This is a genomic window from Streptosporangium longisporum, assembly GCF_039534895.1.
GTDB lineage: Bacteria > Actinomycetota > Actinomycetes > Streptosporangiales > Streptosporangiaceae > Streptosporangium > Streptosporangium longisporum.
Map to the genome: position 1 here is coordinate 139844 of NZ_BAAAWD010000031.1, position 24168 is coordinate 164011.

20 protein-coding genes are annotated in these 24168 nt (G+C 73.7%); 4 read left to right on the forward strand and 16 right to left on the reverse strand.

Annotation, left to right across the window (positions count from 1 at the left end; genetic code table 11):
• Positions 1-29: 29 nt before the first annotated feature.
• Positions 30-440, reverse strand: coding sequence for a LysR family transcriptional regulator substrate-binding protein (locus ABD832_RS40405; RefSeq protein WP_344907670.1), 411 nt, complete (start codon positions 438-440; stop codon positions 30-32).
• A 124-nt stretch (positions 441-564) separates the two neighbouring features.
• On the opposite strand from ABD832_RS40405, the gene ABD832_RS40410 reads away from it, so the two are divergent.
• Positions 565-1587, forward strand: a complete 1023-nt coding sequence (locus ABD832_RS40410) for a LacI family DNA-binding transcriptional regulator (protein WP_344907675.1) — start codon at positions 565-567, stop codon at positions 1585-1587.
• A gap of 45 nt (positions 1588-1632) precedes the next feature.
• Here the strand turns inward: ABD832_RS40410 and ABD832_RS40415 are convergent, their stop codons facing one another.
• Positions 1633-3054 (reverse strand): DHA2 family efflux MFS transporter permease subunit, encoded by a 1422-nt coding sequence (locus ABD832_RS40415; protein WP_344907679.1) that lies wholly within the window; start codon positions 3052-3054, stop codon positions 1633-1635.
• A gap of 259 nt (positions 3055-3313) precedes the next feature.
• Positions 3314-4384: a sigma-70 family RNA polymerase sigma factor gene (locus ABD832_RS40420; protein ID WP_344907682.1), complete on the reverse strand. Its 1071-nt coding sequence runs from the start codon at positions 4382-4384 to the stop codon at positions 3314-3316.
• 276 nt (positions 4385-4660) lie between these two features.
• On the opposite strand from ABD832_RS40420, the gene ABD832_RS40425 reads away from it, so the two are divergent.
• Together ABD832_RS40425 and ABD832_RS40430 are read left to right on the forward strand one after the other, a co-directional pair.
• Positions 4661-5302: a class I SAM-dependent methyltransferase gene (locus tag ABD832_RS40425; RefSeq protein WP_344907684.1), complete on the forward strand. Its 642-nt coding sequence runs from the start codon at positions 4661-4663 to the stop codon at positions 5300-5302.
• Between the two features lie 372 nt (positions 5303-5674).
• The gene (locus ABD832_RS40430) at positions 5675-6478 is read left to right on the forward strand and encodes a neutral zinc metallopeptidase (RefSeq protein ID WP_344907686.1); all 804 of its coding nucleotides are present in this window, start codon (positions 5675-5677) and stop codon (positions 6476-6478) included.
• A 109-nt stretch (positions 6479-6587) separates the two neighbouring features.
• Here the strand turns inward: ABD832_RS40430 and ABD832_RS40435 are convergent, their stop codons facing one another.
• From ABD832_RS40435 to ABD832_RS40470, 8 genes are all read right to left on the reverse strand, one after another.
• Positions 6588-7553: a tetratricopeptide repeat protein gene (locus ABD832_RS40435; RefSeq protein ID WP_344907688.1), complete on the reverse strand. Its 966-nt coding sequence runs from the start codon at positions 7551-7553 to the stop codon at positions 6588-6590.
• A gap of 140 nt (positions 7554-7693) precedes the next feature.
• Positions 7694-9124, reverse strand: coding sequence for a hypothetical protein (locus tag ABD832_RS40440; protein ID WP_344907693.1), 1431 nt, complete (start codon positions 9122-9124; stop codon positions 7694-7696).
• Between the two features lie 142 nt (positions 9125-9266).
• Complete coding sequence (locus ABD832_RS40445; RefSeq protein ID WP_344907695.1) at positions 9267-9404, reverse strand: hypothetical protein; 138 nt, start codon at positions 9402-9404, stop codon at positions 9267-9269.
• Between the two features lie 210 nt (positions 9405-9614).
• On the reverse strand, positions 9615-12371 hold the full coding sequence (locus ABD832_RS40450) for an AAA family ATPase (RefSeq protein WP_344907698.1): 2757 nt from the start codon (positions 12369-12371) through the stop codon (positions 9615-9617).
• 495 nt (positions 12372-12866) lie between these two features.
• Positions 12867-14558 carry a class I adenylate-forming enzyme family protein gene (locus ABD832_RS40455; protein ID WP_344907701.1) on the reverse strand — a complete coding sequence of 564 codons (1692 nt, stop codon included), beginning with the start codon at positions 14556-14558 and terminating at the stop codon, positions 12867-12869.
• Positions 14555-15193 carry a TetR/AcrR family transcriptional regulator gene (locus ABD832_RS40460; RefSeq protein WP_344907704.1) on the reverse strand — a complete coding sequence of 213 codons (639 nt, stop codon included), beginning with the start codon at positions 15191-15193 and terminating at the stop codon, positions 14555-14557. The genes ABD832_RS40455 and ABD832_RS40460 overlap by 4 nt, the downstream gene beginning before the upstream one ends.
• 39 nt (positions 15194-15232) lie before the next feature.
• Positions 15233-15439: a ferredoxin gene (locus ABD832_RS40465; RefSeq protein WP_344907707.1), complete on the reverse strand. Its 207-nt coding sequence runs from the start codon at positions 15437-15439 to the stop codon at positions 15233-15235.
• Positions 15440-15455: 16 nt separating this feature from the next.
• A complete protein-coding gene (locus tag ABD832_RS40470; RefSeq protein ID WP_344907710.1) occupies positions 15456-16652 on the reverse strand; it encodes a cytochrome P450 in 1197 nt (398 codons plus the stop codon).
• 470 nt (positions 16653-17122) lie between these two features.
• On the opposite strand from ABD832_RS40470, the gene ABD832_RS40475 reads away from it, so the two are divergent.
• A complete protein-coding gene (locus ABD832_RS40475) occupies positions 17123-18451 on the forward strand; it encodes a right-handed parallel beta-helix repeat-containing protein (protein ID WP_344907713.1) in 1329 nt (442 codons plus the stop codon).
• A 96-nt stretch (positions 18452-18547) separates the two neighbouring features.
• Here the strand turns inward: ABD832_RS40475 and ABD832_RS40480 are convergent, their stop codons facing one another.
• The 5 genes from ABD832_RS40480 to ABD832_RS40500 all read right to left on the reverse strand — a co-directional run bounded on the left by ABD832_RS40480 (position 18548) and on the right by ABD832_RS40500 (position 23678).
• On the reverse strand, positions 18548-19855 hold the full coding sequence (locus ABD832_RS40480) for a pyridoxal phosphate-dependent aminotransferase (RefSeq protein ID WP_344907716.1): 1308 nt from the start codon (positions 19853-19855) through the stop codon (positions 18548-18550).
• Positions 19856-20042: 187 nt separating this feature from the next.
• A complete protein-coding gene (locus ABD832_RS40485; RefSeq protein WP_344907719.1) occupies positions 20043-21305 on the reverse strand; it encodes a calcium:cation antiporter in 1263 nt (420 codons plus the stop codon).
• Positions 21302-21481: a hypothetical protein gene (locus ABD832_RS40490; RefSeq protein ID WP_344907722.1), complete on the reverse strand. Its 180-nt coding sequence runs from the start codon at positions 21479-21481 to the stop codon at positions 21302-21304. The genes ABD832_RS40485 and ABD832_RS40490 overlap by 4 nt, the downstream gene beginning before the upstream one ends.
• A 155-nt stretch (positions 21482-21636) precedes the next feature.
• Positions 21637-22458, reverse strand: a complete 822-nt coding sequence (locus tag ABD832_RS40495; RefSeq protein WP_344907725.1) for a phosphoenolpyruvate hydrolase family protein — start codon at positions 22456-22458, stop codon at positions 21637-21639.
• A complete protein-coding gene (locus ABD832_RS40500) occupies positions 22455-23678 on the reverse strand; it encodes a Tm-1-like ATP-binding domain-containing protein (protein ID WP_344907730.1) in 1224 nt (407 codons plus the stop codon). The genes ABD832_RS40495 and ABD832_RS40500 overlap by 4 nt, the downstream gene beginning before the upstream one ends.
• Between the last annotated feature and the right edge of the window lie 490 nt (positions 23679-24168).

Genomic DNA, 24168 nt, shown 5'->3' on the forward strand with positions numbered 1-24168 from the left:
GCGTACCGGGCCCGGCGTCGGGTCCGCGCTCACAGGTGCGCGTGCGCGCCGGGTGCGGGACCGGCCAGGTCGAGGAAGGCCCGGACGGCGGGCCCGCATTCGGCCGGCGACGGGACGGCCAGGGCCAGCGTCCGGGTGAGGCGTGGTTCGAGCGGCCTGGTGACGGCCGCTCCGAGCTCGGCGGGCAGGCCGAGGGTGGGCACGATGCTGACGCCCAGACCCGCGGCCACCATCTCGAGGATGGCCGACTGGCCGCCGGCCTCATGGGCGACCTCCAGCCGGGCGCCGGCCTGGCGAGCCGCCCCGGTGATGAGCGGGCGGCACCCCGCCGTGGTGAGGATGAACGGCTGCCCGGTCAGGTCCGCGATGTGGACGTTCTCCCGTCCGGCCAGACGATGACCGCCCGGCCCTCGGCCGGTGAACGTTTCTGCCGATGGCAAAAATCTTTCCGTACGGTGATCGACGAGGCGTCCCGGGGGTGATCGCGGAAGGCGTTCTCCGTCCGGGGCGGGTGCCTCCCAGGGCTGAACGCCACTCCGAAAGATTTCGGATATGCTGCCGGACATGGCAGGGAAGCCCCGTGTGACGATAGCCCGCATCGCCGAGGAGGCGGGCGTGTCCGCGCCGACCGTCTCCAAGGTGATCAACGGCAGGCCCGAGGTCGCGCCGGAGACGCGCAGGCGGGTCGAGCGGCTCCTGCACGAGCACGGCTACATCCGGCGGACGGGCGGCGCCGACGGGCCGGTCGGCCTGATCGACCTGATCTTCGCCGAGCTGGAGAGCCCCTGGGCGATGGAGCTCATCCGCGGGGCCGAGAGCGCGGCCTCCGAGGCCGAGGCCAGCATCGTCATCTCCGTCCTGCACACCCACGCGGGCCCGGGCCGCGACTGGCTCGACCGGCTGGCCGCCCGCCGCACCGACGGTGTGATCATCGTCGGCTCCCGCCTCTCGGCGCAGCAGTACGGCCAGCTCAACGCCCGTTCCATCCCCTTCGTGGTCGTCGACCCCGAAGGGGAGCCCGCCGCCGGCGTGGCGTCGGTGGGCGCGACCAACTGGCACGGCGGCCTGAACGCGACCAGGCACCTCCTGGAGCTCGGCCACCGGCGGATCGGCATGATCGGCGGCCCGCCCGACGTGCTGTGCAGCCGGGCCCGCATCGACGGCTACCGGGCCGCGCTGGAGACCGCGGGCGTGCAGGTGGACCCGGCGCTGATCCTGCACGGTGACTTCCTCGTCGGTTCCGGTCACGACCACGGCCACGCCCTGCTGTCGCTGTCCGACCGGCCCACCGCCATCTTCGCCGGGAGCGACCTTCAGGCGTTCGGGGTGTTCGAGGCGGCCAGGCAGCGCGGGCTGCGCGTCCCCGACGACCTGAGCGTCGTCGGGTTCGACGACCTGCCGCTGTCCCGGTCGGCCTGGCCGCCGCTGACCACGGTGCGTCAGCCCCTGGAGGAGATGGCCTCCCTCGCCACCCGCATGGCCCTGAGCATCTCCCGCGGCGAGACCCCCGAGCCCCGCCGCGTGGAGCTCTCCACCGACCTCGTCATCCGCGAGAGCTCCGCCGCCCCGGCATATCCGGCCGGCTGACCGGCGGGGCCGCGGACCGTCCCCGGACGCCTCGCCCGGCGCGCCTCATCCGGCCTGGGGGACGCCGCTCTCCTCGCGCGCCGGTGCGGACGGGACGGCCGTGGCGGAGACTCGCCTGCCCGGCATGCCGAGGGCGATGAGCATGCCGGTGAACGCGTACGCGGCGACCGTGATCATCGCCGCGGTGAAGCCCGCGCTGAACTCCTCGGCCGACCCGTACCCCCCGGTGCCCGCGAAGACCGCGACCGTGACCGCGACACCGAACACCCCGCCCAGGATCCGCAACATCATGAACGCGCCGGACGCCTGGCCGATCTCCTGGGGGCTCACCGACCCGACCACCGCCTTCTGTGCCGCGGGCATGGCCATGGTCAGCCCGGCCCCGCCGATGATCAGTGCGGGCAGCAGTTCGAGATAGCCGGTGTCGGTGTCGGCGACCAGGGCGATCCAGCCCATGCCGACGGTCTGGAGCAGCAACCCGCCGACCACGAGGTTCCGCTCGCCGACCCTGTCGGTCAGCCTGCCGGCGATCGGCGCGCACACCATCAGCGTCGCGGTCCACGGCATCAGCCGCAGTCCCGCGCCGAGCGGCCCCTCCCCCAGGACGGTCTGGAAGTACTGCGCGAGGAAGAACAGCGTTCCGTACAGCGAGGCGAACACGAGGAAGTTCGCCGGGTTGGCCGTGGCGAACGCCCTGGCCCGGAAGAAGCGCATCGGCAGCATCGGCGCCTTCGCGCGCCGCTCCCAGAGCACGAAGGCGACCACCAGCGCGGCACCGAGCACCAGCGCGCCCACCACCTCCGCGCTCCCCCAGCCCGCCGCGTTCCCGCGGACCAGGCCCCAGACGACGCCGAACGCGCCCAGGGTCACCAGTACGACCCCCGGCAGGTCGAACCGGACGTTCGGGCCGGTGCTCTCGTCGACGCGCCGCAGCACGAGCACGATCGCGACCACCCCGACCGGCAGGTTCAGCCAGAAGATCCACTGCCAGGCCAGCCCCTCGGCGATGAGGCCGCCGATGAACGGGCCGCCGAACGTCGCCAGGCCGGTGAGGCCCAGGTACAGCCCCATGGCCCTGCCCCGCCGCTCCGGCGGGAAGATCGCGCCGATCAGGGTGAGCGACAGCGGCAGCACCATCGCCGCGCCGGCCCCCTGCAGCGTCCGGGCCGCGATCAGGGTGCCGATGTCCGCGGAGAGCGCGCAGGCCACCGACGCGACGGTGAACACCGCCAGGCCGGTGACGAACGTGCGGCGGCGGCCGAACCGGTCGCCCAGCGCCGATCCGGTCAGCAGCAGCACCGCGAACGTCAGGTTGTACGCGTTGACCGTCCACTCCAGCGACTCGATCGACGCCGTCAGGTCCCTGCGGATCGTGCTCAGCGCCGTCGTCACGACCAGGCTGTCCAGCGCCATCATGAACGACGCCAGCGACGCGAGCCCCAGCACCCACGCCTGCTTGGAGGTCATCCGTCCCCCGCCTGTACCCACGGTCTCTCCCCCTGCTCGAACATCTCGAATGTCTTGAATGATTTGAATGTCTCGGTCATCTCGGTCATCTCGGGTGTCGCGGATCGTCGGTGAACGCCCGGGTGGGCGACGCCCGCCGGAGTCCCCGCGGCCCCGCCCGCCCCCGGGCGCGGCTCCCCGCACACGCCGCTCCCCGGGGTGCCGCTCCCCGGGGATGCCGTCGGCGCCCGCGCCGGACCCCCGTCCGGTACGCGGCCGGTCAGTCACGCAGCGACCGCGGAAGCCCGAACGCCGCCAGGAGCGAGTTGTCCACGAACCGCGTCAGCGCGGCGATCCGGTCGCCGGCGAGGGTCAGGACGAACACCCCGTGCGCGTGCAGGATCGGCGTCCCGGGATCGCGCCGGTAGCAGCCGAACGCCGGTTGCCCGTTCGCCCGTGTCGGGATCATCACGTGCCGGCGACCGGCGCGCAGCGCGATCGTGGCCAGGAAGTTCCCGATCGCGTCCGGGCCCCGGTACTCCAGCGGAAGCGGGGGCATGCTCAGCGACGCGTCGTCGGTCAGCATGGCCACGATCGCGCCGACGTCCCCGGCCTCGAACGCGCGGCTGAAATCGTCCATGATCCGGCGTTCCAGCGGGGAGTCCGGCAGCGGAGCGCTCTCCCGGCCGGAATCGGGCAGTTCGTGCGCCAGTGCGCTCCGTGCCCGTCTCAGCGCGCTGGTCACCGCGTTCTCGGTGGTGTCGAGCATGCCCGCCACCTCGCCGGCCCGGAACTCCAGGACGTCCCGCAGCACCAGCACGGCACGCTGCCTGGGCGGCAGCTGCTGCAGCGCCGCCAGGAACGCCAGGGAGATCGACTCCCTGACCTCGTACCGCGCCTCCGGCCCTGGCGTGCGGTCGGCGATCTCGTCGAGCAGCACGTCCGGGTACGGCTCCAGCCAGCTCGGTTCCTCCCGGCGGTACGACGGCTCGGGCAACGGGATCCGGGGCTGGTAGGCCGCGTACTCGTGCGGGCGGCGGGCACCGGCCCGCAGCAGGTTGAGACAGCGGTTGGTCGCGATCCGGTAGAGCCACGTCCGCACGGACGCGCGTTCCTCGTAGCCGCCGATGCCGCGCCATGCCGCCAGCAGCGTCTCCTGCAGCAGGTCCTCGGCGTCCTGCACCGAGCCGAGGATGCGGTAGCAGTGCACCTGGAGCTCACGCCGGTAGGGCTCGACGAGATCGCGGAACGCCTCACCGTCCCCTCCGCGCGCCAGCGCCAGCAGCTCGTCGGCCGAGCGCCGGGCATGGGCCGGGGAGTCGGTTCCCCCGGCCGGCGGGATCCCTCGCATGGTGGCTCCTTCTTTCCTGTGGTCCCTCTCATATGGTCGGACACCGCCGGAGACCGAAACTGGTCGGTCCGCCCGGATTTCTCCGTTCTCCCTGCTGGACGCCACCGGCGCCTGGGTCCGGCGGGTGCCGAAGAGGTCCGACGAGGTGCCGAAGAGGTCCGACGAGGTGCCGCCGATGTGCGGTGAGGTGCCGGGACGGCCCCGTGGGGCCCGGGGGACGGGTGGGACCGTGCGGCGTGCCGCCCACGCCCGCCCGGGGAAGGTTAGGGTGACCCGGTGTCAGACACCTCGCCGCGCGACGCCCGGCTGCGCCGGTACTGGGACCGGCAGGCCGGCTCCTACGACCGGCGGATGGCGCTCGCCGAACGCCGCTTCTTCGCCGACACCCGCCCCTGGCTGTGCGGGCAGGCCACCGGCGAGACACTGGAGGTGGCCGTCGGCACCGGCCTCAACCTCGCCCACTACCCCGGCGACGTGCGGCTCACCGGCGTGGAGTGGAGCGTCCCGATGCTGGCGGTGGCCAGGCGCCGCGCCGACGACCTCGGCCGGGAGGCCGACCTGCGGCACGGTGACGCGCGGTCGCTGTCCTTCGGCGACGAAAGCTTCGACACGGTCGTGTGCACGTTCGCGCTGTGCGGCATTCCCGACGAGCGGGTGGCGCTCGCCGAGATGGCGCGGGTCCTGCGGCCGGGCGGGACGCTGCTCCTGGCCGATCATGTGGCGTCGTCGTCCTGGCCGGTCCGGGTGCTGCAGGGGCTGCTGGACGCGGTCAGCGTGCCGACGGCCGGGGAGCACTACCGCCGCCGGCCGATACGCGAGGTGCGCGCGATGGGGTTCACCGTCGAGCGCCACGAACGCTTCAAGGCCGGCGTCATCGAACGGTTCTCGGCCCGGAAACCCGGATTCGCCGACCGCTGACCGTGAACAGCCGGACCTCTGCCCCTGGGCGGCCGCGCCGCTGACCGTGAACGGCCGGGCCGCGCCGTATCGAGCGGCCGGGACGCGCCGGACCCCCTTCCACGCCATCGGCCCGGATCAGCGGTCGCCGGACCGTGCGGCACGGCCGCCGTACCGGCTCGGAAAGACCGGTCCCGGTGATTCTCCGGCGCGTGTACGCCATTGAGGCGGCGATTACCACTGTCGCGCAGCGCACTTTTTCGTGCGCATTACTTTGTCATACGATGCCCCTGCCGTTGAGGCTCCGCACCGACGAGGCGCCGCGCGTCATCCCGATGGCCGCCGGTGACAGGGGAGGCCATGGTCGCGTCACGACGGGGAATCGCTCGTCTCATGTGCGTCGCGTTGGTGGTGGGCCTGCTGGTGGCGATCCCGGCCGAGGTCACCGCGGCCGAAGGGAGCGGGAAAGCCCCGGCGTCCGTTTCCGCCGCGACGCGTATGGACGACATGTACGAGGACATCGGCAGCGCCCAATACGTCATCGACCGTTTCTGGGAAACGCACTGGTCGGAATTCTTTCCCGGCCGTTATTCCTCCCCGCGCGTTCTCGGCACCTACGACGGGGCCCGCGGGAACGGCGCCTACGAGGACGGCGTCTACGGGGACGAGGGCTACGAGGAGGGGTACGGGGACGGGGGGTACGGCGAGGGCTATGACGGCATGTACGGCGACGGGGTCTACGGCGGTGGCGGCTACGACGCCGGACGGGGCAGCACGCCGACGTGCCACGGATACCCGCTCCCCGACGACAACGCCCTGTACTGCTGGCCGCCCTACGACTTCGTGGCGTGGGACGTGGACCTCATGAACATGGGATACCGGCAGGGGGACGCCTGGATCTACCTGATCGTCGCGCACGAGTGGAGCCACGCCGTCCAGGCCCGCATCCCGGAGCGGCTGGTGTCCCGGCAGATCGAGCTGCAGGCCGACTGCCTGGCCGGCGCGACGCTGTGGGGGGCCGGTGAGGACGGCACCCTCCACTTCGAGGAGGGTGACACCCGGGAGATCGCCGCCGCGCTGCGGCAGCACGCCGACGACACCCCCTGGACGGACGTGAACGACCACGGCACCGCCGCGCAGCGCCTGAGCGCCTTCAACCGGGGCGCGCTCCAGGGAGTCGGGGGCTGCCTCACCTGACGGCCCCTCCCCGGGCGCCCGTCACGAACGGCTCCTCGCTCCCCGCCCTCCCGCGGTACGCCTCACCGATGCGGGGCTCCACGGCGATGCCCGGGGTGCGGGACTCGGCTCAGACACGGCTTCCTCCCGGGCGTTCCGGCAGGGTGGCCGGCCGCTCCGCTCGTTCGACGTCCCCCGCGCTCAGGCAGGCCGTCCTGGCGATCTCCAGTGCCTCCACGGCCTCGACGAGGCGTCCGGCCTCCACGAGGAGGTCCGCCCACTCCCCGGCCACGGCGGCCAGATGGTCGTGATCCGCGGGCCGGGCGTCGGGGGACCCGGCCAGCCCCTGGCGGATGGTCACCGCCTCGGCGTAGGCGTCGGCGGCCTCCTCGCGGCGTCCCAGCGCGGCCAGCCGGCAGCCGAGGACGTGCAGCGCGGTGGCGAGGGTCGCCGAGCAGGCCGAGGGGTCCTCCTCGGCGAGCCGCCTGCGGATCGAGACCGCGCGGGCGCTGTGGGTCACGGCCTCCTCCAGCCGCTCCAGGGACGCGGTCCGCTGCGCCAGGGTGTGCAGCGCCATGGCGAGCTCCGGCTCGTACGCCGGGTCCCCCGCGGCGAGTTCCCGGTAGAGGTCCACCGCCTCGCGGGCGGCGTCCAGGGCCGGTTCGGGCATGCCGATCCGGCTCAGGTCGCAGGCCAGGGCGTTCAGCGAGCCCGCGAGGTGCGGAAGGTGCTCACCGGGACGCGTCACCGCCAGCTCGCGCCTGAGGGCCACGGCCTCGCGTCCCGCGTCGACCGCTTCGTGCCTGCGGCCCAGGCGGACGTACCGCGCCGCCGCGTTCGCCAGGCACAGGGCCAGGTCGGGCAGGTACGTCTCACGGTCGTCGTGGGTCAGCCGCCGGGCGATCCGCACGGCCTCCTCGCTCGCGGTGAGCGCCCCCCGGTGGCGTTCCGCGGCGCCGAGCAGGTCGGACCTGCCGAGCGCCAGGGCGAGACGGCGTTCCCGGTCGGCCCGCCGGGCCGCGTCGTCCGGCATCGCCTCGGGGTCGGTGTCACCGGGACGCTCCGGTCCCCAGACCGGAAAGGGGTCGTGTTCCATCGGGTCCGTCTCACTTCCTCTCACCCCACCGAACTCACCGCACCGGCCCAGCGCACCGGCTCACCGCATCAGTTCACCGCACCGGCACAGCGCTCCGAACTCACCGCTCCGGACCCGGGCTGCGGACCGGCGCCCCGGGCTCACCGGCCCGTCTCACCGAGCCGGACGGAGCTGCGCACCGGGATCCACCGCGCCTCGGCGGCCCGCCTCCTGCCGGGACGTTCCCCGGCCAGGGCGCTCCTGCCGTCGGGGACCGTCCCGGCGGCCCGCCGGTCGTCGGGCAGCACCTGCCAGACGGAGTCGCGCCGGATCAGCGGCCCGTCCGGGTCGGATCCCCCCTCGGACGACGGCGTCCAGAGCGTGCGGACACCGTGGTCGTTGACGAACCGCAGGTGGGTGCCGCACCCGGGACAGCGGACGCCCGCCGGGCCGAGCTCCTCGCGCCGGACGGTGAAGTGGCCGTAGTGGTCCACCCCGCTCCCCCACCCCAGGTCCATGTGCCGTCCCCAGTCCACCGTGGCCGCGTTCCCGCCGGTGGGGGCGCAGACCGGGCAGGGCACCCGCAGCTCGTCCCAGAACCCCGGGCCGTCCAGTTCCGGATCGTGGTGCCCGAGGTGCTTGACCGTCCCGGTGACGATCCCGTGCGGCTCCTGGGGAAGGCGCCGGACCCGTGGCACGGTGGTGATCGGGTCGGAGTTGTTGATGAGCCGGGCGAAGCGGTCGGCGTGGGCGTCGCTCAGGCGGGGGACGCCCAGCACGGAGCGGACGGTCAGGTGCTCGAACCGCCGGATGGCGCCCGAGGAGCGGGCGACGTGCGCCGAAGTGATCATGGGGGGTGTGGAGCCGCGGGGCAGCAGCCAGAGCGTGGCGAGCAGCTCGCTCACCGGCCAGAAGGACGAGAAGTGGTCCGGCCCGGGAAGGACGATGACCCGGCCGGTTCCGATGATCTCGTACATCAGCCGCGCCACGCCCTCCCACATCTGCTGGCGGGTGACCACCTCGCCGGGATAGGAGTACTCGCGGGGCGGCACCGTCCGTACGGTGACCGAGTGGGCCTGCTCGAACGCGGCCCGCCACTCCTCCGCCTCCCGCCGCATCGCGGGGTGGAAGCTGAGGAAGTAGTCGGCCGGACGGTCGAACATCCAGTAGTGCCCCGGGGACCGGGAGGGGCCCGGTGCGGGGGGCGAGGGGATGCCCAGCGCGCGGCGCAGCCGTCGTTCCAGCCACTCCGCCAGCTCCGCGTTCTCCATGGTCTCCCCGTGGACCGGGGCGTGAGCGGCGCGGGTCAGCACGTTGCGGGGCAGCGGGGTACGGCTCAGCACGATGCTGCCGGGGTCGAGCTTGGCGCGCATGTCGAAGGCGGCGTAGACGTCCTCGGGACCCTCCACCGAGCAGTCCCACACCACGAACGCCGAGGCCCGCCGGGCCGCGAGGACGGCGGCCGTGCCGGCGCCCGGGAGCGCGGCCAGCAGCCGTATCCCCAGCCGCGCGCAGATCGGCCGTACCCAGGTGTCCAGCAGGTCGTGGCCGTCGTCGGTCGGCGGTACGAAGATCGTCAGGGTGGCGTTCATCGGGCCGCCCTCCCGGGGCGGGACGTGGTGCCCATCGGATGTCTTCCCCTCGTCGTGGCGCTCCGTGAACGGCGCTCTCCGTCACCGCCGGGCGCGGCCGGGCCGTCCGCCGGGACGGCGCGGATCCGGCCGCGGTCCGCGCTCACCCGTCCAGGTGGTTCTCCAGGAGGGTGACCAGTTCGATGACACCGTGGAAGGGCAGGGGCCGTTCCGCCTCGTCCTGCACCGTCCCGGCGAGGTGACCGCCCGCGGTCCTGTGGACGTCTATGGTCAACCGCATTCCGGCCTCCTGTCGGGGCGTCCGTCTCCCTGCGCTCTGGCAGGCGCCCACGGTAGTGGCCCCCGATCCCGGACGCGTCCGGGGAACACCCCTACGGATCACCGGGAGAACCCCGACGCCGCCCGTGCACCGTCCGTAAGCGGTCCGTGCGCGGCCCGTACGCAGCTCGTACGCGGTCCGTGCGCGGCCCGTGCACCGTCCGGGGCCGGTTCAGTCGCCGGGCTCCGACAGCACGGCGCGCAGTTCGATCCGGTTGGTGACGTTCAGCTTGGCGTAGATCCGGTTGAGCTGGGTCTCCACGGTGCTGATGGCCACCGAGCGCCGCTCCGCGATCCGGCGGGTGGTCAGGCCCTCGCAGACCATCGCCACGACCTCGCGCTCGGCTCCGGTGAGGGTGCCGAAGGCGGCGTTGGGGCCGTCCACCGAGAGCCTGAGCTCCCCGGCCGTGGTCAGCGCGAGAGCGGCGTAGGCGGCGGCACCGGTGCGGTTGAAGGCCACCAGCGCCCGTCGCAGCAGCCGTTCCGCCTCGGCGTGCCGGCCGCGGGCGTGCAGGGAGCGCGTGGCCACCAGGTCGATCCTGCCCGCCTCGATCGGCAGCCCCACCTGCCGGGCCAGGTCGCGGGCCTCCTCGCAGTCGCCGGTGGCGCGCGCGTGGTCGCCGCGGGCGGCGGCGATCTGGGCCCGCACCCTGGCGATGGTCATCAGCGCGGAACGGCGCCCGCTCGGCGCGGCCCGGCCGGCGAAGGCGGCCAGCGACTCCTCGGCCTCGTCGGGCCTGCCGAGCCGGGAGAGCGCGTCGGCGCCCACCGGCCCGAACAGGTGGGTGCCGGGTTCCAGCGAGTCGTAGTGCGCCTCGATGGTCGAGGCCGCCTCCAGCAGCCGCCGGGCGTCGTCCCGGGCCTGGGCGATCGCGGCCCGCGCGCCGGCCGCGTAGACGATGCTCACCCTGCTGTCCACGATCGGCGCCCACTCGGCGGCCTGCCGGGCGTGCTCGCGCGCGGGCTCCCACTCGCCCCGGGCCGCGCGGGGGTAGCAGGCCAGCGCGTGCAGCAGGGCGTAGTCCCAGACCCGTTCGTTCTCCTCGGCGTCGCCGACGGCGAGCCGGGTGAAGCGGACGGCGTCGTCCAGCCTGCCGCGCCGGTACTCGGCCTCGCCGAGGAAACCGAGGGCCTGGCCGACCCGCAGCGCCTCGCCCCGGGTGGCGCGGGCGACGCCCTCCCGCAGGTCGGCGCAGGCGCCTTCGAGGTCGTCGGTCCACAGCCGGATCATCCCGCGGGCCACCAGGCCGTCCAGTCCCGCCGCGGAACCGGGCAGGTCGGCGTCGGCCAGCGAGGCGAGGGCCTCCTCGGCGCGCCCGGCCAGCGCCCAGCCCAGCGACCGGGCGAACCAGGCGAACGCCCCCACCCAGGGCTCGCGGCTGCCGGCCGCGACGGCCGCGGTGCCGTACTCGACCATCTCCGGGTACGAGATCTCGACCACGCCGATGATCGCGAGCTGGGCCGCGATGCGCGCCCGCAGGTCGGCCGGGGCGTGCGGGCTCTCCGCGCCGTTCCCGGCCTCCTCCAGCGCCCGGCCGAACAGCCGCCTGGCCTCGGCGACGCGTCCCGCGATCAGGGCCTGGTAGCCGGCGACGTAGTCGCGCCAGGGACCGGGCGGCGCGGCGAGGATCTCGCTCTCGTAGCGGCGGGCGACGGTGGCGTCCCCGGAGACCAGGAGCGTCTCGGCGGCCGTCAGCAGGCGCGCCAGCCGGTCCGGGCCCGGCGGGGTGAGCTCGGCGGCGTGCCGGGCGTAGACCGCCGCCAGGGGGAGCCTGCCCCGGGACAGGTGGGACCGGGCCTCGCGCTCGGCCAGCGCGGCGAGCTCGCCGTCCGTGCCGCCGCCGGACGCGGCGATCCCGTGCCAGAGGGCGCCGGGGCCGCCGAGCCGGGCGGCGTCACGGTGCAGAGCGCGGCGCCGCTCGACACCGGAGTCGTAGTAGATGCGGTCCCAGACGAGCAGGGTGGTGAACGCGAACTCCTGCCCGGCCGTCCCGGGGATCTCCTTGATCAGTCCCGCGCCCACGGCCTCGGCGACGGGCGCGGTGACGTCGGCGACACCGGAGAGCGCGCGCAGGTCGGCCAGGCCGAACCGGCGGCCGAGCACCGCCGCCGCGCCGACGACCTCGCGGGTACGGCGGCCGCACGAGGCCAGCCGCGACACGACCGCCTGGGTCATGCCGCGGGGGGCGGGCAGCGGGCCGTTGCCGAAGTTGATCGAGTGCATCTCCACCTGGTCCAGCAGCAGGACCGCGTGCAGCACGTTGCCGTCGGTGTGCTCGTGCAGCCTCCTGGCGCCGGAGGGGGTGAGGCCGTCGTGACCGGTCGCGACGGCGAGTCTCACCAGGTCGTCGGGGCCGAGCCCGTCGACCTGGATCAGGCGTCCCTGCGCCGAGTCGAACAGGCGCGTCCAGCCCTCGTGCAGCTCCAGGCGGGGCGTGCCCGGATCGGCCCCCTCGGGGTGGGCGGCGGCCTGGTGGACGACCAGGAGCAGGACCTGGGCGTTGCGCAGGCGCCTGGCCGCCAGGCGGAGCGCGGTCATCGACTGCCGGTCGCCGCAGTGCGCGTCGTCGACGACCACGATCAGTTCTCCCGCCGCGGCCAGCTCGGCCGCGAGGGCCTGCCCGACGAAGGCGGCCTCGCCCTGGCCCGCCAGCGTCCGGGCCAGCACCGGCGTCGGCAGCTGCTCGGCGATCTGGTTCAGCACCCCCCAGGGATGGGCGGACGCCTCCTCGTCGCCGAAGGCACGCACGACCGGCACGCCGGGGACGGTGTGCAGGAAACGCTCGACCAGCTCGGTCTTGCCGATTCCCGGCACGCCGCGGACGCCCACGATCCGCGTGTCACGACGCCTCGCCGCCTGCCACGCCTCCCCGAGGAACTCCAGCTCCCGTTTCCTGCCGACGAACAGCGGAGAGGTTCTGCCGTGCAACGCAGCACTCCCTTTTCATGTTTCGCGTGTTCCTCACGGTGATTATGGGTCAGCGGTGAACGCGCCCGCACCGGTTCACCGCGAAGACCCTTCATGAAACGGGGACGGAGAAAACGCACGTCCTCCGTGGCGCGGGTGATGTCCCGGACCGGCTTTTCCGGATCCGCTTTTCCGCGCCCGCGTTTCCTGGCCGCCGTTCCCGGGGCGATGTCCCCGGGCGGGAGGAACGGACCGGAAACGTGGCCCCCGGCGCCCGGAACGGACGTCCGCACATACGGCCGGCCGTAAATCGGCCTTTCCCGCGTCGATTCTCGGCGGACGCGAAAAAGGCACGGTCCATTCTCATGTCCGTCACGTGCCCGGTGCACGGGCGGTGACACGGCGTGTTCCCCGGTTCCTCTCCGGTTCCTCTCCGGAGACGAACCGGGGACGAACCGGGGACTCCCCGGCGCGGGAGGTCGCGTGCTCCGCCGTCCCGCCCTCGGGGCGGGCCGGTCAGCCCGCGTGCCCCGCGAGCTCGTCCCTGAGCAGGCGCCTGAGGACCTTGCCGAGGGGGCCGCGGGGCAGCACGGCCCGCAACTCCAGGCGTTCGGGCAGCTTGTACGAGGCGATGCGGCCGGCACGCAGGTGCGCGGTCAGCTCCTCCAGGGTCGGGGCACTCCCCTCACGCGGCACGACCACCGCGCACACCCGCTCCCCCATCACCTCGTCCGGGTAGCCGACGACCGCCACGTCCCGGACCGCGGGATGGGTGGCGATCAGTCCCTCCAGCTCCTCCGGGGAGATGTTCACACCACCCCTGACGATCAGGTCCCCGGTCCGGCCGACGTAGCGCAGGAACTCCCCGTGCTCCCCGGCGATCTCGAAGACGTCACCGGTCCTCAGACAGCCGTGCTCGTCGAAGGGGTCGGGCATCCGGTCGCCCCCCAGGTAGCCGGGGAAAACCGTCGGCCCCTTGATCCGCAGTTCCCCCGGGCGGCCGGAGTCGGTGATCTCCTCACCGGTGCCGCGGTCGACCAGCCGTACCGACACCTGCCGGGAGACCCGGGAGCTCCAGGTGTGGCCCGGCGCGCCGTACCGGGGGAAGTACCTGGCCCGCTGTTCGGGGTCGGGCACGTCGTCCGGGGCGCTGAGCAGCGCGATGCCCTCGTTGGAGCCGAAGAAGTTGACGATGCCGATCCCGTGGTCGTCCTGCCAGCCCTTGACCATGGCGGGGGACAGCGGCGCCGAGCCGGACCCGACGAGCCGCAGCGAGGACAGGTCGGCCGCGGCGAGCAGCTCGGTGTCGTGCAGGAGCAGGGTCAGCAGGGCGGGCGGGGCGAGGGTGTAGGTGACGCGCTCCCCGGCGATCTGCCGCAGGAACGTCGCCAGGTCGAAGGGGTGGTGCTGGACCAGGAGGCCGCCGGTGCGCAGCCAGGGCAGGAACACGCCGCCGATCCCGGCCATGTTGACCATGGGAAAGGGGTTGAGCAGCACGTCGTCGCCGGTCAGCCCGGCCGCGTCGAGCGTGGCGAGGCTGATGGCCAGCCAGTCGTAGTGGGTGCGGAGCACCCCCTTGGGGGCGCTCTCCGTGCCGGAGGTCCAGCAGATCGTCACGAGGTCGCCGGGGTCGGCGGGGTGGGCCCCGGCGTAGGCGCGGACGGCGGCGGCCTCCCGCGCCGTGACCGCGGCCGACTCGGCGTCCAGGCCGCCGGGCCCAGAGTGGTGGGCCGGCAGGACCGGCAGCCCGGGCAGGGCCGCGCGGACCTCCGAGACCGGACGGCGGGAGCCGACGCGCCCGGCGGTGAGCACGGCGGCGACGCCGGCCCTGCGGCCCAGGGCGGCCAGCTCGTGCTCGCGGTACTGCACCGGCAGCGGGCAGAGCACCAGGCGCAGCCGCCAGCAGGCCAGGTAGGCGACGACCAGCTCGACCGTGTTGGGCAGCTGCACGGCCAGCACGTCACCCGCGGCCAGGCCGTGCCGCAGCAGCACGGCCGCCAGCCGGGTGACCTCCTCGTCGAGCTCGTGCCAGGTCAGGCGGCGCGGCGCGGCGTCCATCAGGTCCTGCTTGCCGGGCGGGTCCACCACGGCGAGACGGCCGGGCGTGGCGGCCACCCGGGCGGTGAAGATCCCGTCCACGGTCTCGTCCGTCCACCAGCCCCTGGCCCGGTACTCCGCGACCCTGCGGGGCGGGTGCAGCCCGGTCACCGCGGGTCCGCCCCGGGCCGGCGGCGAGGAGCCGGGGCGGAGGACGGCACACGGGGTGGGGCCGGGGGCAGCGGTGCCGGGGCCGGTCGCAGCCCGTCGACGAGCAGCGCGAGGTAGCGCCTGGGACCGGCGCCCTCCGGGTCGCCGGGATGCGCGGTGGCCAGCGCCATCACGACGACGGCGGCCAGGTCCCGCCCCTGGAGCTCCGGCCGTACGAGACCGGCGGCGGCGGCGCGGCGCAGCAGCCGGTCCATCGAGCGGACGTAACGGTGCACGCTCTCGACGTCGACCGCGTCCGTCTCGCGGGCGAGCGCGAGGATCACCCGCCGTCCGGCGAGCACCCCGACGGTGGCCTCCAGGGAGCCGACGAGATCGCGCCACGGGTCACCGGTCTCCACCGCGACGGCCGGTTCGATCTCGGTGGTGAGCAGGTGCGCGAAGACGGCGCGCACCAGCTGGTCGCGGGAGCGGAAACGCCGGTAGACCGTGGCGACGCCGACCCCGGCGCGCCGGGCGACCTCCTCCAGCGTCACCTCCGGCCCCGCCTCCTCGAAGGCGTGCCCGGCCGCGACGACGATCCGCTCGTGGTTACGCGCGGCGTCGGAGCGCAGGCCCCGCCCTCGCGTTGCCGTCATTCGCCCACGTTAACAGCCGTGTCCGGCTCACCGTCCGGCTCACTGTCCGGCCTGGAGCCTCGGCGGCCGGATCGCCCCGGAGGGGCAGAGCGTGACGGCCCGCCGCACGGCGGCCTCGTCCCCGGGAGCGATCTCCTCGGTCAGGACGACGACGATGCCGTCGTCGTCCTGGTCGAAGACCGCGGGCGCGGTCAGCACGCACATCCCGGCCCCGATGCAGATGTCCCGCTCGACGTCGGCCCTCATCCCGATCCCTTCCGCCTCACCAGGTGACCGGGAGCTCGCGCACCCCGTACACGACGTGGAAGGCCTTGAACTCGATCTCCTCGTACGGCACGGCGAGCGCGAGGCCGGGGAAGCGGCGCAGCAGCGCGGGGAAGGCGATCCGCATCTCCATCCGGGCCAGCGGCGCCCCGAGGCAGTGGTGCACGCCGTGCCCGAACGCGAGGTGGCCGGCGGCTCCCCGGGTGACGTCGAGCCGTTCGGGGTCGTCGACGAAGTCCGGGTCGCGGTTGGCCGCCGGGAGGGCCAGGATCAGCTGCGAGCCCTCGGGGACGGTCTGCCCGGCGATCTCCACCTCGGTCGTGGTGGTGCGCGGCACCCCGGAGTGCACGATGGACAGCCACCGCAGCAGCTCCTCCACCGCGGGTTCGACCTGCTCGGGGTCGTCGCGGACCAGGGCGAGCTGGTCGGGGTGGCGCAGCAGGGCCAGGGTGCCGAGGCCGAGCATGTTCGAGGTCGTCTCGTGCCCGGCGAGCAGCAGCAGCGAGGAGACGCCCGCCAGCTCGGCGTCGGTCAGGTCGTCGCCGTGCTCGCGCACCAGCATGCCCAGCATGTCCTCGCCCGGCTCCACCCGGGCCCGTTCGACCAGGTGGCCCATGTACTCGCGGTTCTCCAGCTGCGCGGCCGTCCGCTGTTCGAGGGGCAGCGACGCGTCGAGCAGCCGGCCGGTGCGCCGCTGGAACGCCTCCCGGTCGGAGTACGGGACGCCCAGCAGCTCGCAGATCACCAGCGAGGGGACCGGAAGCGCGAAGTGCGAGACCAGGTCGGCGGGCTTCCCGGCCCGTTCGAGGTCGTCGAGGGCCGCGTCGACGATCTCGACGATGCGCGGCTCCAGCCTGCGCATCCGGCGCACGGTGAACTCGGGCGTGAGCATCCTGCGCAGCCGGGTGTGCTCGGGCGGGTCGTAGGCGAGCAGCTGCCCGGCCTGCAGGCGGGCGCGCTCCTCCTTGCTCAGGGTGTCGGAGTGCAGCACCGGCTGCGAGCCGGCGTTGCTGAACCGGGTCGCGTCCGAGAGCACCTCGCGGACGTCCTCGTACCGGCTCACCAGGTAGGCCGGCGTGCCGAAGATCGTCATGATGCGGGTGACGCCCTCGCCCTCCCGGGCCCGGGCGAGCTCCTCGACCGGATCGAACCGCTCCCGCCGCATGTGCAGGGGCATCACCGGGGTCTCGGTCATCGCGCGGTCCTCCGTCGTGCCGGATCGGTTGGACGTCGTCGACGCTACCACCGAAACGAAAGCCGTCTATCACTTCCAAGAAGGATCTACCCGGCGATCGGGACGGACGGCCCATCCGGGTGTCACGGGGACGGCGCCAGCGCGTGAAATTTTCAGGATCCCGGAATCGAGGGGTGCGGGCATCCGGCCAGTTCGGGACGGATGATCCGCTCCAGGATGACAAAAACGATTCAATCGCGTCAAGGAGACGCGTTGACGGGCCGTTGCGACGCTGTGAGACTCCTCGCCACACCGGCAGGCGCGTGACACCGCTCCCCCGCCGCCCGCTCGCGACCGGGCCGGCGGGCCGAGCACGACGGAGCACGACGGAGCACGACAGGCGCGACGGAGCACGACGGGGCGCGGCGCGACCGCCCCGTCGCATTCCGGGACGCGGCACGCGGCTGTTCCCCCCTGTGAAGGAGCCGAACATGAACAAGGACGGCAGCGACGGCAACGACGGCAGAGCACCGGCCCGCCACCGGCGATCCGGCCCGATCGCGGCGGCCCTCACCGGCATGGTCCTGGTGGCGACGGCGCTGACCGCCCCCGCCCCCGCCATGGCGGGCACGGCCGGGACCACCGCCCCGGCGCACGCGGCGAGCACGACCCGTACGACGGCCACGGCCGGCACCACCACGGGCACGGCGGGCATCACGAGCACGGCGGGCACGGTCGGCATCACAGGCACGGCGGGCAGGGCCCGGATGGCCTGCGGCGACGGCTCGTACAACGCCGAGGCCGTGCTGAGCGGCAGCACCTGGACGGCGCGCAACGGCTCCCGGACCGTCTACACCGGCACCAGCATGCTCTCGGCCATGCAGGCGGCCGTGGGCAGCCTGACCTCGGGCCGGACCTCCAAGCAGCGGGTCGTGGTGCGGGGCTCGGGTTCGATGAGCGCCGGATCCCGGCTCTCGCTGCCGAGCTACACCGCGCTCGACGTCTGCGGCACGGTGAACGTGACCGGCTCCGGCAGCGGTGACCAGGCCGTGGTGTACGCGCGCGGCGTGCGGGACGTCGAGGTGCAGAACCTCAGGATCACCGGCGCCCCGCTGTACGGGATCTTCGTCAGGAACGGCACGAACATCACGCTCGGGCAGATCGACATCCGGGTCTCGCGCGGCCTCGGCATCCGCATCGACAACCACGGAGACCGCAGCGTCCGGACCCGGAACGTGCGGATCGACAACGTGTACGTCTCCGGGACGAGCGCGCACGGCGTGGAGACCTACGGCCTGGACGGCCTGACCGTCGGCACGGTGACGGCCCGCAACACCGGCGAGTCCGGGCTGCTGCTGAACGACACGATCAACGCCACGGTCGGCCTGGTCGACGCCCAGGGCGCCGGGACCGGCACCGGCTACGCGGCGTTCCGGATGGCGAACCGCAACGGCCGGATCGGCGGCTCGTACCCGACGAACGTCCGGGTCGGCCAGGTGATCGCGCGCGGTGGCGGGCGTGGGATCTTCTGCGTCTCCGAGAGCGGCGGCGCGGTCATCGACCGGGTGGACATCGCCCAGACCGGGAGCAACTCCATCCTGGTCGAGAACTGCTACAACGTCACCATCGCGCAGAGCGGCGGGAGCGTGACCGGCCCCGGTGACATCCGGCTCGCCTCCCGGACCGAGTTCCCGGTGAACGCGAACGTCACGATCCAGAACCTGCGGGTGACCGACTCGGCGATCATCGAGAACCCGTGCGGCAACGGCACCGTGGTGCGGAACAACACCCTGGTCAACAGCAGGATCGGCGTCTGCTGACCTGCTGACGATGCCGCACGACCGCGGCCGTCTCCCGGTCCCCCCGCGGGAGGCGGCCGCCCCGGTCAATGGGGCCCGCGCGAGGCGCCGTGCCCGTCAGGGGGAGGGCGGCAGGCCCCCCGAGAGCATGTCGAAGCGGCGGTCGCCCTCGTACAGCGGCACCGGCGCGACCGTCGCCATCGGGTCGTACGGCGAGACCTGCCCATTGCCGGGCAGGGGGTCGTACAGCGGTGTCGGGATCGGCTGCGGCGCGGGCGGCAGGGGGACCGGGACCGGTGTCCTGTCGCCGCTCTCGTACAGCACCGCGTACAACCCGCTGACCAGGCGCCGCACGTCCCCTTCAGGGCGGACCGCCAGGCGCACGAACTGGCCGGTCATGCCCAGCTTGTTGCCGCACTCGCGGACGAACAGGCCGTGCTCGTCGAGCAGCCGGTCGCGCAGGGTGACGCCGTCCCTGCCCATGGGGAGCCGTACCAGCAGGAAGTTGCCCTGGGAGGGGAAGACCGTCAGGCCCGGGACCCGGGTCAGCTGGTAGTGCATCGACTCGCGGTCCAGGGCGAGAAGCCGCAGGCTGTCCAGGTACTCGGGCAGGTAGCGGCGGATCATGAAGACCACGGTCTCGGCGAAGGAGTTCAGGTTCCACGTCGGCAGCGCCCCGCGCACCCGGGCGGCCAGCGCGGGATTGGCCACCATGTAGCCGAAGCGGACGCCGTGCAGCCCGAAGTTCTTGCCCAGGCTCTTCAGCACGACCACGTTCGGCCGGATGGTGGCCTCGCCCGCGACGCTCGCGTACGGCTCGGCGTCGACGAAGTCGATGAACGACTCGTCCACCACGACCAGGTCCAGGTCGACGAGCCGGTCCAGCAGGGCGATGACCTCGTGACGGCGCAGGTAGCCGCCGTCGGGGTTGTTGGGGTTGCAGACGACCGCCACCCGGGAGCCGCGCTGCCGGACGAAGTTGACGAAGGCGTCCACGTCCAGCGCGAAGCCCTGGCTCTCCTGCAGCGGGTACATGTCCACCCGCTTGCCCGTCTCCAGCGGCTGGTCGGTCCATCGGCCGAAGGTGGGGATGGGGATCGCCAGGCTCTCCCTGACCAGCAGGTGGTCGATCCAGGTGATCAGCTCCGTCGACCCGTTGCCCATGACGACGGTCTGCGGGTTCAGTCCCAGCACCCCGCAGAGCTCGGCCGCGATCGTGTCCGCGTCGCTGGGACGGAACCTCAGGAGCGCGGCGAGGTCGCGCTCCAGGATGCCGAAGACCTCGGGAGGCGGGAAGTACGGGTTGCCCGGGACGCAGAAGTCGATCAGGTCGGCCCCCCGCTCCGGCGCGGCCCGCGTCAGCGAGAAGACCGACGGGCTGTGCGCGGCGGCGTGCATCCGGCCGCGGTCGATGGAACCGGCCAACGGGGGTCTCCTTCGTGACGGGCGTTCGCGTCTGTGACACCCCCAGCTACGCGCCCCGCCCCCGGCCGGTTCAGCCCGGCCCTCCACCGGCCCCGCGTGCCTTCTCCGCGCTCCCGGCCGGCCGCCGTGCCCTGCAGCCGCAGCCGCCCGCCGGCCGATCCGGTGGCGACGCCCGGGCCCGCGTCCCTCAGGGGTGGGCTGCGAGCAGGAGGAACGCGCCGAGCAGGATGAGGTGGACGAGCCCCTGCAGGCGGGTGGCCCGGCCAGGGACGACGGTCAGCGTGGCGACGACGACGGTGATCGCGAGCAGGACGATCTGGTTCGCGCCGAGGCCCAGGGCCAGGGGGCCGGGGAGCCAGATCGTCGCGATGGCGATCACGGGGATGGTCAGGCCGATGCTGGCCATGGCCGAGCCCAGCGCGAGGTTGAGGCTGACCTGGACACGGTTGCGGCGGGCGGCGTTGACCGCGGCGAGGGTCTCGGGGAGCAGGACGAGCAGCGCGATGACCACTCCGACGAACGAGTGCGGCAGGCCCAGGGAGGCGACGGTCTCCTCGATGGCCGGGGACAGCACCTTGGCCAGGCCGACGACCGCGACCAGGGCGACGAGCAGCAGTACCAGGCTGGTGACGGCGGCGCGGGCGGTGGGCGGGTCGGCGTGGTCGTCCCCGTCGTCGTCGTTGATCACCTTGCCCTCGCTGGTGACGGGCAGGAAGAAGTCGCGGTGGCGGACGGTCTGGGTGCTGACGAACGCGGCGTAGAGGGCGACGGACGCCACGGCGGCGAAGACGAGCTGCGTCGGGGAGAACTCCGGCCCGGAGCGGGCGGTGGTGAAGGTCGGCAGCACGAGGCAGACGACGGCGAGGGCCGCGACGGTGGCCAGGGCGGCACCGGTCCCCTCGGCGTTGAACACCGCGAGGCGGTAGCGGACGGCGCCGATGAACAGCGACAGCCCGAGGATCCCGTTGCAGGTGATCATCAGGGCGGCGAAGACGGTGTCGCGGGCCAGTGACGCGGTCCCCGGCCCCCCGGAGATCATGAGGGTCACGATCAGGCCGACCTCGATGACGGTGACGGCCACGGCCAGCAGCAGCGACCCGAGAGGCTCGCCGACACGGTGGGCGACGACCTCCGCGTGGTGCACCGCGGTCAGCACCGCGGCGCCCAGCACCACGGCGATGACCAGCAGCAGCGGTGCGGGCAGGTCCCGGCCCCAGGAGGCGGCCAGCACGACGATGGCGAGCGGTGGCGCCACGAACCGCCAGTCGGTGACCAGCCGGCGAGGCCGTCCGGGTGCGTCCGGCGCACCGGCCTTGCCGGGAGGAACACCGGCCGCTCCGGAAGAAGCATCGGCCGCTCCGGGAGAGGTACCGGCGACTCCGGAAGAGGCACCGGCCGCTTCGAGAGGGCCGGGACGCTCGGAGGGGCCGGGACGCTCGGACGCGTTCATGCCGGCCTTCCGGTGACGGCGGGGCCGAGGTGGCCGTACGCCGTCGGCACGCCGGACGCGCCGAACGCGCCGGACATGCCGGGCACGGCCCGGCCGGCGCCGGCGCGGACCGGTGCGCCGGCCGGATGACGGGGATTCCGCTCCACGGCCGCCACCTGCGCGTATTCCACAATCATGCCTCGACGGTATCGAACCGGGACATCATCCGGCGTCGACACCCGGCGCGGTCTCCCGGTCACCCGGCCCGTGCGGAGCCGCCCCGTGAGTCCGCGGCCTCGACCCGTCCGAGGGCCCGGCGTCCGTACGGGCATCGGAGAATTCCGTACGGGCATCAGAAAACGATCTCCTTGAAGGCGCGTACCTGCTCGGTGATGGCGCGCTCGGTCGGCAGGCGCTCGACCGACGACGCGCCGAAGAAGCCCACCACGCCCTCGGTACGGGCCAGCACGTGGCTCGCGTCCTCCGGTTCGGCGATCGGCCCGCCGTGGCAGAGCACCAGCACGTCGGGGCGTACGGCCACCGCGGCGTCGCGCATCGCCTGGACCCGCTCGACGGCCTCGTCCAGGGTCAGGGCGGTGCCGGCGCCGATGCTGCCCTTGGTGGTCAGCCCGACGTGCGGGACGAGGACGTCGGCGCCCGCCTCGGTCATGGCCCGCGCCTGGTCGGGGTCGAAGACGTAGGGGGCGGTGACCAGGTCGCGCTCGCGCGCCAGCCGGATCATCTCGACCTCCAGGTCGTACCCCATCCCGGTCTCCTCCAGGTTCTGCCGGAAGACCCCGTCGTACAGGCCGACGGTCGGGAAGTTCTGCACCCCGGCGAAGCCCATGGCCGCGAGCTGGTCCAGGAACCTGGGCATCAGCCGGAACGGGTCGGTCCCGCACACCCCCGCCAGCACCGGGGTGTCGGTGACGACCGGGAGCACCTCGGCCGCCATCTCGACGACGATCTGGTTGGCGTCGCCGTACGGCAGCAGCCCGGCGAGCGAGCCCCGGCCCGCCATCCGGAAGCGGCCCGAGTTGTAGATGATGATCAGATCGACGCCGCCGGCCTCGGCGCACTTGGCCGACAGCCCGGTGCCGGCACCGGCGCCGATGACGGGCCTGCCCTCGGCGACGGTACGGCGCAGCCGGGCGAGAACGTCCTCGCGCCTCACCCGGCTCCTCCCGCCCGGCTGATCATCTCGTGCAGCCGGTCGGCCATGGCCCGGCCGAAGGCCGGATCGTTGACGTGCAGGTCCAGCTCCTCGACCTCGACGGCCGACCCCCGCGCCCCCTCGGCCAGGGCCTCGAAGCACACCTGGTCGGCCTTGGGGTCCCAGAAGGGCAGGCCCGGCGCGTCGAGAGCGGAGACGCCGCCGCGCGGGACGAACAGCGCGGCCGGTCCGGTGGCCGCGCGGAGCTTGCCCGCGACCCTGCGGCCGAGCTCGGCCATCTCCTCGGCCGTGGTGCGCATCAGCGTCACGGTCGGATTGTGCACGTAGAACAGCCGGTCGGCGAAGCGTTCGGGAACCGTCTCCAGGGGACCGAAGTTGACCATGTCCAGCGCGCCGGGGGCGACCACCTGCGGCAGGCCGCGCTCACCTGCGGCGGTCAGCCGGTCGGGCCCGGCCGTCAGCACGCCGCCGACCAGGTCGTCGGCGAGCTCGGTGGTGGTGAGGTCGAGCACGCCCGCGATCAGGCCGCTGCCGGCCAGCGTCTCCAGGGCCTGCCCGCCGGAGCCGGTGGCGTGGAAGACCAGCACCTCGTAGCCGAGCTCGTCCAGCCGCTCCCTGGCCGCGTCGACCGCGGGCGTGGTCACGCCGAACATGGAGGCGGCCACCAGCGGGCGGTCACCCTCCACGGCGGGGGCCGGCACGCTCGCCATCCCGGCGATCGCCGCCGCGGCGTTGCCGAGGATGCGCGCGGAGACCCGGTTGATCCCCGCCACGTCGACCACGCTGTACATGATCGTGACGTCCTTGGCCCCCACGTACGGGGAGACGTCGCCGGAGGCCATGGTCGAGACGATGAGCTTGGGCAGCCCGATCGGCAGGTCCCTGACGGCGCGCGCCGCGATCGAGGACCCCCCGCTCCCGCCCACGGCGAGCACGCCGTCGAGGCGTCCCTGCGCGTACAGCTCCGCCAGGACGGCCGCGGCGCCCTCCCCCATCGTCGTGACGGCCGCCCCGCGGTCGGCGGCGGCGCGCAGCGCGGCCAGGTCGCCCCCGGCCGCCAGCGCGACCCGGTCGGCTGTGACGTCGGCGGGCAGCCGGGACTCCCCCACGCCCGCGTCGATCAGGACGACCTCGCAGCCCAGGCTGCGCAGCCGGTCGTGGAGCCAGGCGTACTCCGGCCCCTTCGTGTCGAACGTTCCCACCAGGCCTATCGTCGGCATCTGCGCCACACCTCTCCGCTCAGGACCCCCCACCACCGCGCCGGCGCCGTCGGCCGTCCTCGGGGGACCCGGTGAGCCGGGCCCGCCGGGCGGCCACATCGACGATCCCGGCCGGCGAGAGGCCCGCATCGAACCCTGTCTTCACATGCCCCGTGAGCTGCGGATCGCACCCTCCGGCACCGGCCGGTACGGATCACCCCCGGACACGGGGCCGGGTCCGGGGGCGAGTGCGGCCGGCGGGCGGACGCCCTCCGGAACCGGTCGATGACCGACTCCGGACCGGTCGATGGCCGACTCCGGACCGGTCGATGGCCGACTCCGGACCGGTCGATGGCCGACTCCGGACCGGTCGGTGACCGACTCCGGATCGGTGGATGGCCGACTCCGGACCGGTCGGTGACCGACTCCGGATCGGTGGATGGCCGACTCCGGACCGGTCGGTGACCGACTCCGGATCGGTGGATGGCCGACTCCGGATCGGTCGGCGGCC

What these genes read in the sequence shown, in the direction of transcription:
- ABD832_RS40410 (WP_344907675.1), top strand. Translation starts at nt 565, where the DNA reads ATGGCAGGGAAGCCCCGTGTGACGATAGCCCGCATCGCCGAGGAGGCG.
- ABD832_RS40415 (WP_344907679.1), bottom strand. Translation starts at nt 3,054, where the DNA reads ATGACCTCCAAGCAGGCGTGGGTGCTGGGGCTCGCGTCGCTGGCGTCG.
- ABD832_RS40420 (WP_344907682.1), bottom strand. Translation starts at nt 4,384, where the DNA reads ATGCGAGGGATCCCGCCGGCCGGGGGAACCGACTCCCCGGCCCATGCC.
- ABD832_RS40430 (WP_344907686.1), top strand. Translation starts at nt 5,675, where the DNA reads ATGTGCGTCGCGTTGGTGGTGGGCCTGCTGGTGGCGATCCCGGCCGAG.
- ABD832_RS40435 (WP_344907688.1), bottom strand. Translation starts at nt 7,553, where the DNA reads ATGGAACACGACCCCTTTCCGGTCTGGGGACCGGAGCGTCCCGGTGAC.
- ABD832_RS40440 (WP_344907693.1), bottom strand. Translation starts at nt 9,124, where the DNA reads ATGAACGCCACCCTGACGATCTTCGTACCGCCGACCGACGACGGCCAC.
- ABD832_RS40445 (WP_344907695.1), bottom strand. Translation starts at nt 9,404, where the DNA reads ATGCGGTTGACCATAGACGTCCACAGGACCGCGGGCGGTCACCTCGCC.
- ABD832_RS40460 (WP_344907704.1), bottom strand. Translation starts at nt 15,193, where the DNA reads ATGACGGCAACGCGAGGGCGGGGCCTGCGCTCCGACGCCGCGCGTAAC.
- ABD832_RS40465 (WP_344907707.1), bottom strand. Translation starts at nt 15,439, where the DNA reads ATGAGGGCCGACGTCGAGCGGGACATCTGCATCGGGGCCGGGATGTGC.
- ABD832_RS40470 (WP_344907710.1), bottom strand. Translation starts at nt 16,652, where the DNA reads ATGACCGAGACCCCGGTGATGCCCCTGCACATGCGGCGGGAGCGGTTC.
- ABD832_RS40475 (WP_344907713.1), top strand. Translation starts at nt 17,123, where the DNA reads ATGAACAAGGACGGCAGCGACGGCAACGACGGCAGAGCACCGGCCCGC.
- ABD832_RS40485 (WP_344907719.1), bottom strand. Translation starts at nt 21,305, where the DNA reads ATGAACGCGTCCGAGCGTCCCGGCCCCTCCGAGCGTCCCGGCCCTCTC.
- ABD832_RS40490 (WP_344907722.1), bottom strand. Translation starts at nt 21,481, where the DNA reads ATGATTGTGGAATACGCGCAGGTGGCGGCCGTGGAGCGGAATCCCCGT.
- ABD832_RS40500 (WP_344907730.1), bottom strand. Translation starts at nt 23,678, where the DNA reads ATGCCGACGATAGGCCTGGTGGGAACGTTCGACACGAAGGGGCCGGAG.